Here is a 14,799-nt window from a genome sequence, read left to right as displayed (position 1 = left end):
GGCCGCCTCGGCGAAAAGTCGCTGGCCGGGACCGCGTAGGCTCTACAACGCTGGAGCCGTTCCGTACCGGGGCCCGACCGAACCGGGTCCGCACCGGGCGGACGCCCGATCGAAGGAGAAGCGTGACCGTGACGGACATCGTCGACGAGCTGCAGTGGCGCGGGCTGATCGCCCTGTCCACTGACGAGGACGCACTGCGCAAGGCGTTCGCGGACGGCCCGGTCACGTTCTATTGCGGCTTCGACCCGACGGCCCCCAGCCTGCACCTCGGCAACCTGGTGCAGATCCTCACCATGCGCCGCATCCAGCAGGCGGGAAACCTCCCGCTCGGCCTGGTCGGCGGCGCCACCGGCCTGATCGGTGACCCGAAGCCCACCGCCGAGCGCGTCCTCAACGACCCCGAGACGGTGGCCGGCTGGGTCGAGCGCCTGCGTGGCCAGATCGCGCGCTTCCTCGACTTCGAGGGTCCGTACGCGGCGCGCATGGTGAACAACCTGGACTGGACCTCCGGGATGTCGGCCATCAGCCTGCTGCGCGACGTGGGCAAGTACTTCCGCGTCAACAACATGATCGCCAAGGAGGCCGTCGCCCGGCGGCTCAACTCCGACGCGGGCATCAGCTACACCGAGTTCAGCTACCAGATCCTCCAGGGCATGGACTTCCTGGAGCTGAACCGCCGCTACGGCTGCGCCCTGCAGACCGGCGGCAGCGACCAGTGGGGCAACCTCACCGCCGGCACGGACCTCATCCGCAAGGCCGCCGGAAAGTCCGTGCACGCGCTGGCCACCCCGCTGATCGTCAAGGCCGACGGCACCAAGTTCGGCAAGACGGAGTCCGGCACGGTCTGGCTGGACCCCGACCTCACCACCCCGTACGCCTTCTACCAGTTCTGGCTGAACGCGGACGACCGGGACGTCTCCAACTTCCTGCGGATCTTCAGCTTCCGCTCGAAGGCGGAGATCGAGGAGCTGGAGCGCGAGACCGCCGAGCGCCCGGCGGCCCGCCTCGCCCAGCGCGCACTGGCCGAGGAGCTCACCACGCTGGTCCACGGCGCGGAGCAGTACGAGCGCGCCGTCGCCGCGTCGAAGGCGCTGTTCGGCCAGGGCGACCTCGCTGACCTGGAGGCCCCGACCCTGGCCGCCGCGCTGGCCGAGGTCCCCAAGGCCGAGGTGGCCGAACTCCAGCCCGTGGTCGACCTGTTGGTCGCCGTCGGCCTGTCGCCCAGCCGCTCTGCCGCCCGCCGGACGATCAAGGAGGGCGGTGCCTACCTCAACAACGTCAAGGTGACGGACGAGGAGGCGGTGCCCACCGAGGCCGACCTGCTGCACGGGCGCTGGCTGGTGCTGCGCCGCGGCAAGCGCAACCTGGCCGCGGCGGAGCTGGTCCAGGCCGGCTGAGCGTGGCTGAAACGCATGACCGCTGACCTGCGGTTCTGAACACCGAGGGCCGGATCTGGACAGATCCGGCCCTCGGTGTTTGACTCGACCGTCCGGCTGGCCTAGTGTTGGACGAGTCGCTTGAAGCGGGCAGGTGCACGGGGAGGCCGAGAGGTCACCGCGGACCAGCCGGGGCGGCCATCACACTCAGCAAGTCCCAACTTTCACTCGATGCCCATTCAATTGGGTTGGTTGGCGTTTTCGTCGACCGGTGAAGACGGGGAATTTCGAGCCAGTCTCGAAATGCGCTAACGTGGAGGTCGCCGCAGAAAGCGGACCTGGCCGGCCAGGATCGGATGAATGAAACTCCGGAAAACGGAGCGGAAAACATCTGGTAAGCTGGAAATACGAACGAAGCGCCCGGAGGGCCCGCTGGAAGGCGGTCCGAAGGAAGTGTCCGTTCCTTGAGAACTCAACAGCGTGCCAAAAGTCAACGCCAGATATGTTGACATCCCCGGCCTCGGTCTTCTGATCGGGGTTGGAGATTCCTTTATGAAGTAAACACTAGCGAGGACGCAGTGCGCGGGGCCGCCCTATTCCGGTGGTTGCCGTGCCGCTCGACGCGAGTGCGGCCCGATTACGGGCAGACATTCACGGAGAGTTTGATCCTGGCTCAGGACGAACGCTGGCGGCGTGCTTAACACATGCAAGTCGAACGGTGAAGCCCTTCGGGGTGGATCAGTGGCGAACGGGTGAGTAACACGTGGGCAATCTGCCCTGCACTCTGGGACAAGCCCTGGAAACGGGGTCTAATACCGGATATGACCTGGGACCGCATGGTCCTGGGTGTAAAGCTCCGGCGGTGCAGGATGAGCCCGCGGCCTATCAGCTTGTTGGTGGGGTAATGGCCTACCAAGGCGACGACGGGTAGCCGGCCTGAGAGGGCGACCGGCCACACTGGGACTGAGACACGGCCCAGACTCCTACGGGAGGCAGCAGTGGGGAATATTGCACAATGGGCGAAAGCCTGATGCAGCGACGCCGCGTGAGGGATGACGGCCTTCGGGTTGTAAACCTCTTTCAGCAGGGAAGAAGCGCAAGTGACGGTACCTGCAGAAGAAGCACCGGCTAACTACGTGCCAGCAGCCGCGGTAATACGTAGGGTGCGAGCGTTGTCCGGAATTATTGGGCGTAAAGAGCTCGTAGGCGGCCTGTCGCGTCGGATGTGAAAGCCCGGGGCTTAACCCCGGGTCTGCATTCGATACGGGCAGGCTAGAGTGTGGTAGGGGAGATCGGAATTCCTGGTGTAGCGGTGAAATGCGCAGATATCAGGAGGAACACCGGTGGCGAAGGCGGATCTCTGGGCCATTACTGACGCTGAGGAGCGAAAGCGTGGGGAGCGAACAGGATTAGATACCCTGGTAGTCCACGCCGTAAACGTTGGGAACTAGGTGTTGGCGACATTCCACGTCGTCGGTGCCGCAGCTAACGCATTAAGTTCCCCGCCTGGGGAGTACGGCCGCAAGGCTAAAACTCAAAGGAATTGACGGGGGCCCGCACAAGCAGCGGAGCATGTGGCTTAATTCGACGCAACGCGAAGAACCTTACCAAGGCTTGACATATACCGGAAACGGCTAGAGATAGTCGCCCCCTTGTGGTCGGTATACAGGTGGTGCATGGTTGTCGTCAGCTCGTGTCGTGAGATGTTGGGTTAAGTCCCGCAACGAGCGCAACCCTTGTTCTGTGTTGCCAGCATGCCTTTCGGGGTGATGGGGACTCACAGGAGACTGCCGGGGTCAACTCGGAGGAAGGTGGGGACGACGTCAAATCATCATGCCCCTTATGTCTTGGGCTGCACACGTGCTACAATGGTCGGTACAAAGGGCTGCGATGCCGCGAGGCGGAGCGAATCCCAAAAAGCCGGCCTCAGTTCGGATTGGGGTCTGCAACTCGACCCCATGAAGTTGGAGTTGCTAGTAATCGCAGATCAGCATGCTGCGGTGAATACGTTCCCGGGCCTTGTACACACCGCCCGTCACGTCACGAAAGTCGGTAACACCCGAAGCCGGTGGCCTAACCCGTAAGGGGAGGAGCCGTCGAAGGTGGGACCAGCGATTGGGACGAAGTCGTAACAAGGTAGCCGTACCGGAAGGTGCGGCTGGATCACCTCCTTTCTAAGGAGCAATATGCCGCTTGCAGGCGAATGTTCTGCACGGTTGCTCATGGGTGGAACGTTGACTATTCGGCACATCAGGTAGGGCCTGTTAGTACTGCTTCGGCGTGGAACACAGAGCACTGCGTGATGTGTCGGGCACGTTGTTGGGTCCTGAGGGAACGGCCGTATGGCTGTTGCTTCAGAGATGCCGGTCCCACTGAAGAGATCCGTTCGGGTCTTGGGGGTGGGTGACTGGTCGTTGTTTGAGAACTGCACAGTGGACGCGAGCATCTGTGGCCAAGTTTTTAAGGGCGCACGGTGGATGCCTTGGCACCAGGAACCGATGAAGGACGTGGGAGGCCACGATAGTCCCCGGGGAGCCGTCAACCAGGCTTTGATCCGGGGGTTTCCGAATGGGGAAACCCGGCAGTCGTCATGGGCTGTCACCCATACCTGAACACATAGGGTATGTGGAGGGAACGCGGGGAAGTGAAACATCTCAGTACCCGCAGGAAGAGAAAACAACCGTGATTCCGGGAGTAGTGGCGAGCGAAACCGGATGAGGCTAAACCCAGGTGGTGTGAGACCCGGCAGGGGTTGCCACTTGGGGGTCGTGGGATTTTTCTTGACCGGTCTGCCGGCCGGTCGGCGAGTCAGAAACCGTATGGATAGTCGAAGGACATGCGAAAGGTCCGGCGTAGAGGGTAAGACCCCCGTAGACGAAATCTGTGCGGCTCGTTTGAGAAACTCCCAAGTAGCACGGGGCCCGAGAAATCCCGTGTGAATCTGGCGGGACCACCCGCTAAGCCTAAATATTCCCTGGTGACCGATAGCGGATAGTACCGTGAGGGAATGGTGAAAAGTACCGCGGGAGCGGAGTGAAATAGTACCTGAAACCGTGTGCCTACAAGCCGTGGGAGCGTCGGACATGCAGCTTGCTGTGTGTCTCGTGACTGCGTGCCTTTTGAAGAATGAGCCTGCGAGTTTGCGGTGTGTAGCGAGGTTAACCCGTGTGGGGTAGCCGTAGCGAAAGCGAGTCCGAATAGGGCGTTTGAGTTGCACGCCCAAGACCCGAAGCGGAGTGATCTAGCCATGGGCAGGTTGAAGCGGAGGTAAGACTTCGTGGAGGACCGAACCCACCAGGGTTGAAAACCTGGGGGATGACCTGTGGTTAGGGGTGAAAGGCCAATCAAACTCCGTGATAGCTGGTTCTCCCCGAAATGCATTTAGGTGCAGCGTCACGTGTTTCTTGCCGGAGGTAGAGCACTGGATAGGCGATGGGCCTCACCGGGTTACTGACCTTAGCCAAACTCCGAATGCCGGTAAGTGAGAGCGTGGCAGTGAGACTGTGGGGGATAAGCTCCATGGTCGAGAGGGAAACAGCCCAGAACACCGACTAAGGTCCCTAAGCGTGTGCTAAGTGGGAAAGGATGTGGAGTCGCAGAGACAACCAGGAGGTTGGCTTAGAAGCAGCCACCCTTGAAAGAGTGCGTAATAGCTCACTGGTCAAGTGATTCCGCGCCGACAATGTAGCGGGGCTCAAGCACATCACCGAAGTCGTGTCATTGCAGCATGAAGGGCCAACGCCTGCTGTGATGGGTAGGGGAGCGTCGTGTGCCGGGTGAAGCGGCGGTGGAAACCAGTCGTGGACGGTACACGAGTGAGAATGCAGGCATGAGTAGCGATACAAGAGTGAGAAACTCTTGCGCCGATTGACCAAGGGTTCCTGGGTCAAGCTGATCTGCCCAGGGTAAGTCGGGACCTAAGGCGAGGCCGACAGGCGTAGTCGATGGACAACGGGTTGATATTCCCGTACCCGCTTTGAAGCGCCAACGCTGAACCTCTTGATGCTAAGCCCGTGAAGCCGGCCCGGAGTCTTCGGACAATGGGACGTGGTGGAGCCGGTGACCCAATGGGGTAGTAGGTGAGCGATGGGGTGACGCAGGAAGGTAGTCCAGCCCGGGCGGTGGTTGTCCCGGGGTAAGGGTGTAGGACGAACGGTAGGCAAATCCGCCGTTCACATAGTCTGAGACCTGATGCCGAGCCGATTGTGGTGAAGTGGATGATCCTATGCTGTCGAGAAAAGCCTCTAGCGAGTTTCATGGCGGCCCGTACCCCAAACCGACTCAGGTGGTCAGGTAGAGAATACCGAGGCGTTCGGGTGAACTATGGTTAAGGAACTCGGCAAAATGCCCCCGTAACTTCGGGAGAAGGGGGGCCATTCCTGGTGACGGCACTTGCTGCCAGAGCTGGGGGTGGCCGCAGAGACCAGCGAGAAGCGACTGTTTACTAAAAACACAGGTCCGTGCGAAGCCGTAAGGCGATGTATACGGACTGACGCCTGCCCGGTGCTGGAACGTTAAGGGGACCGGTTAGCTTGGATTCGTCCAGGCGAAGCTGAGAACTTAAGCGCCAGTAAACGGCGGTGGTAACTATAACCATCCTAAGGTAGCGAAATTCCTTGTCGGGTAAGTTCCGACCTGCACGAATGGCGTAACGACTTCTCGACTGTCTCAACCATAGGCCCGGTGAAATTGCATTACGAGTAAAGATGCTCGTTTCGCGCAGCAGGACGGAAAGACCCCGGGACCTTTACTATAGCTTGATATTGGTGTTCGGTTCGGCTTGTGTAGGATAGGTGGGAGACTTTGAAGCAGCAACGCCAGTTGTTGTGGAGTCGTCGTTGAAATACCACTCTGGTCGTGCTGGATGTCTAACCTGGGTCCGTGATCCGGATCAGGGACAGTGTCTGGTGGGTAGTTTAACTGGGGCGGTTGCCTCCTAAAGGGTAACGGAGGCGCCCAAAGGTTCCCTCAGCCTGGTTGGCAATCAGGTGTTGAGTGTAAGTGCACAAGGGAGCTTGACTGTGAGACTGACGGGTCGAGCAGGTACGAAAGTAGGGACTAGTGATCCGGCGGTGGCTTGTGGAAGCGCCGTCGCTCAACGGATAAAAGGTACCCCGGGGATAACAGGCTGATCTTCCCCAAGAGTCCATATCGACGGGATGGTTTGGCACCTCGATGTCGGCTCGTCGCATCCTGGGGCTGGAGTAGGTCCCAAGGGTTGGGCTGTTCGCCCATTAAAGCGGTACGCGAGCTGGGTTTAGAACGTCGTGAGACAGTTCGGTCCCTATCCGCTGTGCGCGTAGGAGTGTTGAGAAGGGCTGTCCCTAGTACGAGAGGACCGGGACGGACGAACCTCTGGTGTGCCAGTTGTCCTGCCAAGGGCATGGCTGGTTGGCTACGTTCGGGAGGGATAACCGCTGAAAGCATCTAAGCGGGAAGCCTGCTTCGAGATGAGCACTCCCACCTCCTTGAGAGGGTAAGGCTCCCAGTAGACGACTGGGTTGATAGGCCGGATATGGAAGCCCTGTGAGGGGTGGAGTTGACCGGTACTAATAGGCCGAGGGCTTGTCCTCAGACGCTCGCGTTCACTGTGTGGTTCCCGGGTAGCGAACAGCTATCGCCGGCGAACACAAGAAACACTTATCAACTGAAAAGTGTGTTTCGCTGAATACCCGATAGGGTTTCGGTGGTCATAGCGTGAGGGAAACGCCCGGTTACATTCCGAACCCGGAAGCTAAGCCTCACAGCGCCGATGGTACTGCAGGGGGGACCCTGTGGGAGAGTAGGACGCCGCCGAACAATCATTCAAGGCCGCGGCCCCAGCGATTCGCTGGGGCCGCGGCCTTTTGTGTTTTGCGAACGTGTACAACCCCGACAGATCGGGACTTCCGCCCAGGCGCGGGGCGTCCCGGGATGTCGGACAATGGAGTAGGTGCGCGGCCAGGAGGCCGGCATCGAACCGCGTGAGGGCAGTGGTGTGTCGCCCAGGCCGCGGTGGAGCTGAGCAGCAGAAGGAGTCGCCACAATGTCGAACCAGCCCCAGGACCGTCCCGAGCGTCGATCGGACGACGGCCGCGGCTACGAGCCCCGGTCTCGCGGGGGCTGGTCCAACGACCGTGGTCCGCGCCGCGACGACCGTGACGACCGTCCGCGCCGTGACGACCGCCCTTCCGGTGGCGGTTACAACCGCGACCGTGACGACCGCGGCGGCTTCCGTCGCGACGACCGCCCTTCCGGCGGTGGCTTCCGCCGCGATGACCGTCCGTCCGGTGGCGGTTTCAACCGTGACCGCGATGACCGTCCGCGTCGTGACGACCGTCCGTCCGGTGGCGGCTTCCGTCGTGACGACCGTCCGTCGGGTGGCGGCGGTTTCCGTCGGGACGACCGTCCCGGTGGCTTCAACCGTGACCGTGACGACCGTCCGCGTCGTGACGACCGTCCGTCCGGCGGTGGCTTCCGTCGTGACGACCGTCCCTCTGGCGGTGGTTTCAACCGCGACCGTGACGACCGTGGCGGCTTCCGTCGTGACGACCGTCCGTCGGGTGGCGGCGGTTTCCGTCGGGACGACCGTCCCGGTGGCTTCAACCGTGACCGTGACGACCGTCCGCGTCGTGACGACCGTCCGTCCGGTGGCGGCTTCCGTCGGGACGACCGTCCGTCCGGCGGTGGTTTCAACCGCGACCGTGACGACCGTGGCGGCTTCCGTCGTGACGACCGCCCCTCCGGTGGCGGTTTCAACCGTGACCGCGATGACCGTCCGCGTCGTGACGACCGCCCCTCCGGTGGCGGCTTCCGTCGGGACGACCGTCCGTCCGGCGGTGGTTTCAACCGCGACCGTGACGACCGTGGCGGCTTCCGTCGTGACGACCGCCCCTCCGGTGGCGGTTTCAACCGTGACCGTGACGACCGTCCGCGTCGTGACGACCGTCCGTCCGGCGGTGGCTTCCGTCGGGACGACCGTCCGTCCGGCGGTGGTTTCAACCGCGACCGTGACGACCGTGGCGGCTTCCGCCGCGACGACCGCCCCTCCGGTGGCGGTTTCAACCGTGACCGCGATGACCGTCCGCGTCGTGACGACCGTCCGTCCGGTGGCGGCTTCCGCCGTGACGACCGTCCGTCCGGTGGCGGCGGTTTCCGCCGTGACGACCGTCCCGGTGGCTTCAACCGTGACCGTGACGACCGTCCGCGTCGTGACGACCGTCCGTCCGGCGGTGGCTTCCGTCGTGACGACCGTCCCTCTGGCGGTGGTTTCAACCGCGACCGTGACGACCGTGGCGGCTTCCGCCGCGACGACCGTCCGTCCGGCGGTGGTTTCAACCGCGACCGTGACGACCGCGGTGGCTTCCGCCGCGACGACCGTCCGCGTCGTGACGACCGCCCGTCGGGCGGCTACAACCGCGACCGTGACGACCGCGGTGGCCGGGACTACGACGACCGCCGGGGCAACTACGAGCCCGTCAAGCGTCTGCCGATCCCGGAGGACGTCACCGGCTTCGAGCTGGACGCGGACGTCCGCCAGGAGCTCAAGAGCCTGCCCAAGACGCTCGCCGACGACGTCGCCCGCAACCTGGTGATGGTCGCCCGTCTGCTGGACAGCGAGCCGGAGGAGGCCTACCAGTTCTCGCGCGTCGCGCTGCGGCTGGCCTCCCGCGTGGCCGCCGTCCGTGAGGCGGCCGGCTTCGCGTCCTACATGACGCAGCGCTACTCCGAGGCGCTGACCGAGTTCCGCGCCGCCCGCCGGATGACCGGCCGGGCGGACCTGTGGCCGGTGATGGCCGACTGCGAGCGCGGTCTGGGCCGTCCGGAGCGGGCGCTGGCGATGGCCGGCGAGCCCGAGGTGAAGCAGCTGGACAAGGCCGGCCAGGTCGAGATGCGCCTGGTCGCGGCCGGTGCCCGCAGTGACATGGAGCAGTTCGACGCGGCCGTCGTCACCCTGCAGAGCCCCGAGCTGGCCTCCAGCTCGGTGCAGCCGTGGACCGCGCGCCTGCGGTACGCCTACGCCGAGGCGCTGATCGCGGCCGGCCGTGCCGACGAAGCCCGTGAGTGGTTCGCCAAGGCGGCCGAGGCCGACAGCGAGGGTGCGACCAACGCCTCGGAGCGACTGGCCGAGATCGACGGTCTGGAGTTCGTGGACGCGCTCGACCCGGAGCTGGACGAGGACACGGAGCAGGCCGAGGCCCCGGCGAAGCCGCGTGGCGGCGGTGTGGCGGACGAGCGGGAGATCTTCGAGGACGAGGAAGACGTCGAGGAGTTCTACGACGAGGACGACCTGGAGATCGACGAGGACTTCGACGGCGTGGCGCCGGAGCGGTCCACCGACGCCAAGGCCTGAGGCCCTGAGGCCTGAGCCCTGAAGCCTGAGGTCAAGCGGTACTGACTGAGTGAGGCCCTGCCTCGCCCCGGGAGATCCCGGGGCGAGGCAGGGCCTCACTGCTTTCGGAGCGGCGTCCGAACCGGCTTTTCGGGTCAGCCCAGTTCGAGGCTGCGCAGGACCAGCCCGGTGGCCGGTTTCGGGCCGAAGGACGTGGACTTGCGCGGCATGGTGACGCCCTGCTCGGCGAGCCGGCGGACCACGCTCTCGCGCACCGGGTGCAGCAGGACCGCGGTGCCGCCGCTGCGGGCGGCCTCACGCTCGGCGGCCACGGCGGTGTGCAGGTAGCCGATGTCGTCCGGGCCGTCGGGGACGCGCCAGGTGTGGTCGAGCAGGGTGGCGTGCAGGACGGTCGCGTCCAGGTGGCGCCACTCCTCCGGCCGGTCCTGCGGCACGGTGGCGTCGAGCAGCTCTTCGTCGGGTTCGCCGACCAGCCAGAACACGCCCTCGCCGCCGGTCAGCAGGAAACTGCTGCCGCCGTGCCGCTTCTGCTCGGCGAGGGACTGCAGCGCCGTGTCCAGCGGGCCGGGCACCTCCTTGACCTGCCAGCGGTCGTCGAGCTTCTCCAGCGCCTCGGTGACCGGCAACCGGTACAGCACCCGGTGGATCGCCCGGACCTTCAGCGGGTAGCGGGCGGTGTCGACCAGCAGCACCAGGCCGCGGTCCCACGGGCTGCGCGGTAGGTGACGGTGCTCGCGCTGGAGCCGCAGGTACATCTCCCAGCGGTGGTGGCCGTCGGCGATCAGTGCCCGGCAGGTGGCCAGGTCGCGGCCGATCTCGGCGATCTCGGCGGGGTCGGTGACGGCCCAGAGATGGTGGTGGGTGCCGTCGGTGGTGGTCGTGGTGAGCAGCGGCTCGCCCTGGACAGCGCGTTCGACCACGCCGGCCGCGCCGCCGTTGCCCCGGTAGGTGAGCAGCAGCGGTTCGAGGTTGGCGCGGGTGGTGCGCATCAGGCCGACCCGGTCGGCGACCGGCCGGGGCATCACGTCCTCGTGCGGGAGGACGACGCCGGCCTCGCTTCCGCTGACGGCGAGGGCACCGATCAGGCCGCGCTGGAGCAGCTCCGGGGAGTCGCCGCCGGCGGGCACGCGCTGCTCGTAGACGTACAGCGCGGGCTCCGGGTCGGCGGCCAGGACGCCTTCGCGCTGCCAGTCGCGCAGCAGCCGGGCGGCGTGCCGGTAGCGGGTGTCGCGGTCGGGGCGGTCTCCGGCGTCGTCCGGTTCGGGGCGCGGCAGGATCAGCCGGACCACGTTGTGCGGGTCGGCCGTCTCCAGGTCGAGCCGGCGGCCGGGGTCGACGACGTCGTACGGGGGCGAGGTCACCGCGGCCAGGGTGCCGACCCGGTCGGGGACGTATCGGAGGCCACGGAAGGGGGACAGGGACAGACCTGCGGTGGCGACGTGACCGGGATCGCCGGGGCCGCCCTGCGGAGACTCCGCTCCGCTTTCTGCACTGGGGGTGCTCATTCTGGGCATCGTAACCGGGTACGCGTTGTTCAGAGATCGGAACACCCGTGCTGGTCGGTGGGGCGGGTGTCGTGACCGAGGGCGAGGTACGGCGTGAGCGAGCGCAGCGGCGGGCAGGAGCGGGTGGACGGCGGCAGCGGGGGCGCGGACGGCTCCCCGGGCGGATTCGCAGGCGATGGGGGCTCCGACGGGGGCGGGGTCCCGGCGCAGGGTCAGGCGGGGGAGCCCGTGGGGGACGTGTACGAGTGGTTCCGCCGGGGCGGGAAACTGCTGGCGCAGGGGCACCCGGCCGCCGCCGAGCAGCTGCTGGCGCGGGCGGCCGCGGCGGAGCCGCACTCGCGCAGCATCCGGGAGACATTGGCGAGAGCGCAGTTCGACGCGGGTTCGTACGCGGCGGCGCTGGAGAACTTCCGGGCCGTCGCCCTGGCCGATCCGTCGGACGACTACGCTCAGTTCGGGTGGGGCGTCGCGGCCGCGCGGCTGGGCGACTTCGAGACGTCCGCCGAGCACCTGGCGTTGGCCGTGGCGATGCGACCGGAGGCCGACCACTACCGGGCCGCGCTGCGGCAGACCCGGGCGACCCTGGCGGCGCGCGCGGGCGCGTTCGGACCGCTGCTGCCCGGGGCACCGGGGTACCTGGAGCCCCCGCGGGCCGGTGACGGCTCGCAGGCCGTGCCCGGCCCGGACGACTCGGACGTCCCGGACGGCCCGGACGACTCGGGCAACCCGAAAGGCCCGGACGCCACGGGCGGGCGGCGCGGCACGCATGGCACGGATGACACGGATGACGGCGATCGACGCAGTGAATGAGGTAGAGCAGGCATGACCGAGACGGCCACCACCGCGCGAAGGACCGCCCCCGGCGGGAGCGGGCTCCCGCTGACCGAGGCGTACGACACGGCGCTGCTGGACCTCGACGGTGTGGTGTACGCCGGGCCGCACGCGATCGAGCACGCGGTGGCGTCTCTGGCCTCCGCGCGGACGGGCGGGATGCGGCTGGCGTACGTGACCAACAACGCCTCCCGCCCGCCCCGGGTGGTGGCCGCGCACCTGACCGGGCTGGGCGTGCCCGCCGAGCCCGCGGACGTGATCAACTCGGCGCAGGCGGCCGCCCGGGTCGTCTCCGAGAAGGTCCCGGCCGGGTCGAAGGTGCTGGTCGTGGGTGGTCCGGGCCTGGAGGAGGCGCTGGCCGAGCGTGGCCTGGTGGCCGTCCGCACGCTGGCCGAGGAGCCGCTCGCGGTGGTCCAGGGCTTCGACCCCTCGGTGGGGTGGCAGCACTTGGCCGAGGCGTCGTTCGCGATCCAGAGCGGGCTGCCGTGGGTGGCGTCCAACCTGGACCTGACGGTGCCGCAGGCACGCGGCATCGCGCCGGGCAACGGCACGCTGGTCGCCGCGGTGCGGGCGGCCACGGGCGTGGAGCCGGAGGTGGCGGGCAAGCCGCTGCCGCCGATGCACCGGGAGACGGTGCTGCGGACGGGGGCGCGGCGGCCGTTGGTGGTCGGGGACCGCCTGGACACCGACATCGAGGGCGCGTTCAACGGCGGGGTGGACAGCCTGCTGGTCTTCACCGGGGTGACGACGGCCGCGCAGCTGCTGGAGGCCCCGGTGGAGCACCGGCCGACCTACCTGTCGGCGGACCTGCGCGGGCTGCTGGCCCCGCACCCGGAGGTGGCCGGGCAGTCGGGCGGCGGCTTCGGCTGCGGCGGCTGGGTCGCGGCGGTGCAGGACGGCGAGCTGCGGTTCGCGGCCACCGGTGAGGACCGCTGGGACGGGCTGCGGGCGCTGTGCGCGGCGGCCTGGACGGCGCTGGACGCCGACGGCGGGCCGGCGGACGGCCGGAAGGCGCTGGCCGAGCTGGGCTTCTGAGGGCCGTCCGGCAGATGCCGGGCCCCTGAGGCCGCGCCTGGGGCCCGGGGCCTGGTCAGAGCAGGGTGCGCAGCCGCAGCAGGTCGCGGAAGCCCGCCTCCAGCTTGACCCGGCCGCCGGCCCAGGCGGACGCGAAGTTGAGCCGGCCGTCGACCATGGCGACCAGGTCGTCGCTGCTCATGGTGAGCCGGATCTCGGCCTTCTCCGTGGGGGCGCCGGGGGCCTCGGTGACGTCCTCGATGCGGCCGTCGCGCAGCCGGCCGGTGAAGGTCAGGTCGAGGTCGGTGATCCGGCAGGTGAGCGAGCGGTCGAGGGCGGCGGCCTTGCGGACGTCTCCGGTGGACTTCGCCATGTTCCGGCTGAGCTGCTCCAGTGCCGCGCGGCACTCCTCGGCGTTGGCCATGGCGGCTGGTCCACTCCCTGTACGGCGGCGACTGCGGTGACTGCGGGGTCACGGTACCGCAGGAGGGTTTTGGCGGTAGCGTCGTCTGTGGGGTGCCCGGAACGGTCCGGGCACCGACGGCGACGAAGCAATGCGCGCAGGCGCTAAGGAGGCACCCGGATGCTGCCGAAGACGGTGCGGGGAGCGGTGGATGTCGCCGCCGGGCTGGTGGAGGAGGTCGGCAAGCGGGTCGTCGGGACGGCGGCCGGGTTGCTGGAGAAGGGCGGGCTCGACGTCGCCGAGCTCGAGCGCCGGCTGGGTGGGCAGTTCCCGCCGTCCGCCGAGTCGCTGCAGACGCTGGCCGAGGAGGCGTTGACCGCCGGGCGGGCCGGGGTGGACCTGGCCGTCGGGGTGGCGCGCGGCGAGGTGGAGAAGGCCTTCGAGCGGGTCGGTGACCAGGTGACCAAGGTCGGTGTGGTGCTCGCCTACCTGGAGAGCAAGCTGCGCGAGGTCGAGGAGGAGGGCGTCGCGCCCACGCCGAAGCCGGGGGCCGGGGCGGAGGAGCCCGGGCCGGCGCCGCGGGCCGACGGGCTGTTCGGGCAGGGCTGGGAGCGTGAGGACGAGCCGGCGGCGCCCGTGGCCCGGGCGGTCGGTGAGCCGATAGTGGCCGAGCGGGTGGAGGTCGACGCGCCGGTCGAGGTCGATCCCCCGGTGCCGCCGGCGCGTGCGGGGCGGGCGGTGCAGGAACCGGCGGCGGAGAGGCCGGCGAGGAAGGCCCCGGCGAAGCGTGCGGGCGCCTCCGAGCCCGCGTCCAGGGCCGTGTCCAAGACTGCGTCCAAGACGCCCTCGAAGCCCGCCCCGAAGCCCGCGGCGAAGAAGGCGACCGCGAACAGGACGACCACGACGAAGGCGACCGCGAAGAAGGCGGCCGCCGACACGACGACGGTCCGGAAGCCGGCCACCAGGGCCGCGGCCACGGAGAACGGGGCCGCCAAGGACGCGGCGGCCAGGAAGGCCGTCACCAAGAAGGCGGCGGTGAAGAAGACCGCGGCCGTCAGGAAGACCGGCGGCGCGAAGAAGCCCGAGCAGCCCGATGCCTGACCTCGACCCGGCCGTCGCGGCTCGCGCCCCCGCCGCGGGCACGCCCGGCGCCGTGGGTGAACCCCTCCCGCTGGGCGTCGAGCTCACCCCGACCGGCCACCCGGCCGTGGACGCCGGGCTGGCCCGGCTGGAGGCGCTGGACGGGGTACCGACCGACGCGCACGTCGCGGTGTACGAAGATGTTCACCAGCGGCTGACCGACACGCTGGCCGCGCTCGACCGGGAATGACCCGCCGG

General features: G+C 67.4%; 8 protein-coding genes, 3 rRNA genes and 1 pseudogene. 10 read left to right on the top strand and 2 right to left on the bottom strand.

All coding sequences use genetic code 11. The features are described 5' to 3' along the window. Positions 1 to 128 precede the first annotated feature (128 nt). The 6 genes and pseudogenes from tyrS (at position 129) to OG286_RS11600 (ending at position 9,708) form a co-directional block, all read left to right on the top strand. Positions 129 to 1,397 (top strand): tyrosine--tRNA ligase, encoded by a 1,269-nt coding sequence (gene tyrS / locus OG286_RS11625; protein WP_396324249.1) that lies wholly within the window; start codon positions 129 to 131, stop codon positions 1,395 to 1,397. A 629-nt stretch (positions 1,398 to 2,026) separates the two neighbouring features. After that, positions 2,027 to 3,550, top strand: a 16S ribosomal RNA gene (locus tag OG286_RS11620). Between the two features lie 276 nt (positions 3,551 to 3,826). After that, positions 3,827 to 6,949 (top strand): 23S ribosomal RNA (locus OG286_RS11615). Between the two features lie 109 nt (positions 6,950 to 7,058). Then, positions 7,059 to 7,175: ribosomal RNA gene (rrf, locus tag OG286_RS11610) — 5S ribosomal RNA — on the top strand. Together the 16S, 23S and 5S rRNA genes form the textbook arrangement of a ribosomal RNA operon. A 394-nt stretch (positions 7,176 to 7,569) precedes the next feature. Beyond that, positions 7,570 to 8,742, top strand: a pseudogene (locus OG286_RS11605) (hypothetical protein); the annotation flags it as partial. A 207-nt stretch (positions 8,743 to 8,949) separates the two neighbouring features. Continuing rightward, positions 8,950 to 9,708: a hypothetical protein gene (locus tag OG286_RS11600; RefSeq protein ID WP_405361736.1), complete on the top strand. Its 759-nt coding sequence runs from the start codon at positions 8,950 to 8,952 to the stop codon at positions 9,706 to 9,708. Positions 9,709 to 9,842: 134 nt separating this feature from the next. Here OG286_RS11600 and OG286_RS11595 read toward each other — a convergent pair whose 3' ends face one another. After that, the gene (locus OG286_RS11595; protein WP_396325813.1) at positions 9,843 to 11,213 is read right to left on the bottom strand and encodes a DUF1015 family protein; all 1,371 of its coding nucleotides are present in this window, start codon (positions 11,211 to 11,213) and stop codon (positions 9,843 to 9,845) included. 93 nt (positions 11,214 to 11,306) lie between these two features. Here OG286_RS11595 and OG286_RS11590 point away from each other — a divergent pair, with 93 nt between their 5' ends. Further along, positions 11,307 to 12,023, top strand: coding sequence for a tetratricopeptide repeat protein (locus OG286_RS11590; protein ID WP_396325814.1), 717 nt, complete (start codon positions 11,307 to 11,309; stop codon positions 12,021 to 12,023). Between the two features lie 12 nt (positions 12,024 to 12,035). Next, positions 12,036 to 13,079, top strand: coding sequence for an HAD-IIA family hydrolase (locus OG286_RS11585; protein ID WP_405361738.1), 1,044 nt, complete (start codon positions 12,036 to 12,038; stop codon positions 13,077 to 13,079). A 55-nt stretch (positions 13,080 to 13,134) separates the two neighbouring features. Here OG286_RS11585 and OG286_RS11580 read toward each other — a convergent pair whose 3' ends face one another. Then, positions 13,135 to 13,482: an SCP2 sterol-binding domain-containing protein gene (locus OG286_RS11580; RefSeq protein WP_405361740.1), complete on the bottom strand. Its 348-nt coding sequence runs from the start codon at positions 13,480 to 13,482 to the stop codon at positions 13,135 to 13,137. Between the two features lie 159 nt (positions 13,483 to 13,641). Between OG286_RS11580 and OG286_RS11575 the strand changes: the two genes are divergently transcribed. After that, positions 13,642 to 14,562: a hypothetical protein gene (locus OG286_RS11575; protein ID WP_405361742.1), complete on the top strand. Its 921-nt coding sequence runs from the start codon at positions 13,642 to 13,644 to the stop codon at positions 14,560 to 14,562. Then, positions 14,555 to 14,791 (top strand): hypothetical protein, encoded by a 237-nt coding sequence (locus tag OG286_RS11570; protein WP_396325818.1) that lies wholly within the window; start codon positions 14,555 to 14,557, stop codon positions 14,789 to 14,791. The genes OG286_RS11575 and OG286_RS11570 overlap by 8 nt, the downstream gene beginning before the upstream one ends. The last annotated feature ends 8 nt before the right edge of the window (positions 14,792 to 14,799 follow it).

Origin of the sequence: Kitasatospora sp. NBC_00039 (genome assembly GCF_045160625.1) — a bacterium.
Taxonomy (GTDB): Bacteria; Actinomycetota; Actinomycetes; order Streptomycetales; family Streptomycetaceae; genus Kitasatospora.
Note: the sequence above shows the minus strand (reverse complement) of the source record. Positions and strands in the feature narration are given on the sequence as shown.